This is a genomic window from Bradyrhizobium sp. 154, from assembly GCF_023073875.1.
Taxonomy (GTDB): Bacteria; Pseudomonadota; Alphaproteobacteria; order Rhizobiales; family Xanthobacteraceae; genus Bradyrhizobium.
In genome coordinates this window covers 1-2309 of sequence record NZ_JADPKG010000075.1, presented here as the reverse complement: position 1 = coordinate 2309, position 2309 = coordinate 1, and the positions used below count along the sequence as shown (strand labels likewise).

Here is a 2309-nt window from a genome sequence, read left to right as displayed (position 1 = left end):
AGCACCGGCCGCACCGATCAAGGTCGCGGTGCCGGCCAGGTTGGTCGTGCCGTCGGCCGCTTTCACCGCCGCAGCAGCCGTGAAGCTACCCTGGGCAGCACTGCCTAACGTCGAAGACGAGGTCGCAGCGGCCGTGCCGCCGGCAGCGCCGCTATACAGCACGTTACCGAGAGCGGTCGCGCTCGCGTAAGACGTCGTGCCACGCAGATCCGAAGCCGTCGCACCCGCGATCGTGGTGGAGACGTTCGACTTGGTGGAATAGCCGACGGTGGTCTGCAGCGCCTGGTTGGCGATCGACTTGGCGCTGTCGATCAGCTTCTGCAGCGAGGTGATGCCGGTGTTGGCAGCCTGCAGCACCTGCACGCCGTTGGCGATGCCGTCGAGCAGATTGTTGATGTCGCTGGCGCGGTTGTCGAGCGACTGTGCCGTGAAGAAGTTGGTGGGATTGTCGAGAGCCGAGTTGACGCTCTTGCCGGTCGACAGACGGCTCTGCGTGGTGGCGAGAAGATCGGCGGTGGACTGGAGAGAGAGCAGGTTCTGACGAACCGACGAGGAGAGAACGATACCGGACATAAGCTGTTACCCTTCTGGTACGCAACGCAACAAACTTCGATTAGGATTAATCGATGCCGGGAGGGTGTACTTTTGGGGCTAACAAAGCATGAAGCGTGTCGCTGCAGTCCTTGTGCGGATTCACCATGTGCGCGATCGAATCCAGATCACGCCCTCGTGTATCGTCATGATAAGATGATGCTTTTTCGTGCAGTGGCGATGTGTTTGCTACTTGTCAACCATAACTCAGAGTGAGCAATTGGCTGCATTCGAATGCACCGTCTACGTCTCACTCTTCATACAACGGGATAAAAGAAACGGCGGGGCCGAAGCCCCGCCGCCATGTCTTGGTTGCGATGTCGTCCGCGATTTAGCGGAGCAGTTGGAGCACGCTCTGCTGCGACTGGTTGGCCAGCGAGAGCGCGGAGACCGCGATCGACTGGCGGGTCGACAGCGCCTGGCTATTCGCCGCTTCAGTGTTGGTGTCGGCCAAAGTCAGGTTGGACGAACCGGTCTGCAGCACGTTGATCAGGCTCTTGTTGAAGTCCTGACGCACCTGCACCACCGAGAGGTTCGAACCGAGCGCGGAAGCCTCCGAACGCAGCGTGCTCGACGCGGCATTCAGATTGGTCAGCACCTTGTTGGTGGCAGCGTTGTCGATGAAATCGACACCGCTGGTCAGCGCAGCCAGACCCAGGCCCTTTGAGTTGTAGGTCACGCCGGTGATGTTCAGGCTCGACTTGCCGGTCTCGTCGAACACCAGCTTGAGCTGATCGCCGTTCAACAGGTTGACACCATTGAACGAGGAGTCCTGCGAGGTCGTGTCGATCTGGTTCAGGATGTTGTTGTACTGGTTGACCAGGTTGGCACGGGCCGTCTGGGCAACTGTGTCCTGAACGGGGCTGGAAGCCGTCGAGAACGTCAGCGACGTCGTCAGCGTGCCGCCGATCGCACCACCCGCGGCGCTCGATCCGATGGTCGAGGACGCATAGTCGTTGGTGGTCGAGACCGTGAGCAGGCCGTTGGCGTCGATCGTCGCGGACAGGTTGTTGGCCTGCAGCTTGGTGTTGAGCTGATCGAGCGTCTTGACCGTGCCGTTGGTGCCGTCGCCGAAGGTGACGTCGACTGCCGTGCCGCCGTTGAAGGAGGAGAAGGTCAAGGTCTTGCCGCTGATGCCGCCGACGCCGGAGTTACGGGCCGCGGTGAACGCGGTCGCGCTGCCAGTATTGCCGGCGAGGCCGAGCGCGGCCAGCGCATTGCCGGTGCCGGTGATCGACAGGTCGGCATTGACGCCGGTGGACAGCTTGAGCTGGCCGGAGGCGTTGATCGACGAGTTGATCTGGCCCGTCGCGGTCGCGAGCGTACCGCCACCGCTGCCATTGAGCGTGAAGGTCTGCACACCGGTCGCAAAGTCGACCGCCTTCAGCACATCGGCGACGGTACCGGCCTGCAGATAGACCGTCGAATTGCCGTTGCCGTCGGTCAGGACGTTACCGCTGGCCCCGAAGCCGCTCGGAACTGCCGGAGCGTTGGTCGAGCCCGGGATCGGCGCGTTCTTGAAGGTGATGACGTGACCATTGACGTTCAGCGTCGAGCCGTCCTGGATCAACGAACCCAGCGAGCCGGACGCCGTGGTGCGCGTGACGTTCAGCGTTGCGTTGCCGCTACCCGTTGCGCTGGTGAGGCCCAGGCCCTTGAGGAAATCGGCCTTGCCGGTAATGCTGAGGTCGGCACCGGTCGAGCTCTTGATCGTCGCG

General features: G+C 62.1%; 1 protein-coding gene and 1 pseudogene. Both read right to left on the bottom strand.

The window, feature by feature from the left end; genetic code table 11:
- Positions 1 to 573 (bottom strand): annotated as a pseudogene (locus tag IVA92_RS18210) (flagellin); the annotation flags it as partial.
- 349 nt (positions 574 to 922) lie between these two features.
- On the bottom strand, positions 923 to 2309 hold a 1387-nt coding region (locus IVA92_RS18205), incomplete at its 5' end, for a DUF1522 domain-containing protein (protein ID WP_247276046.1).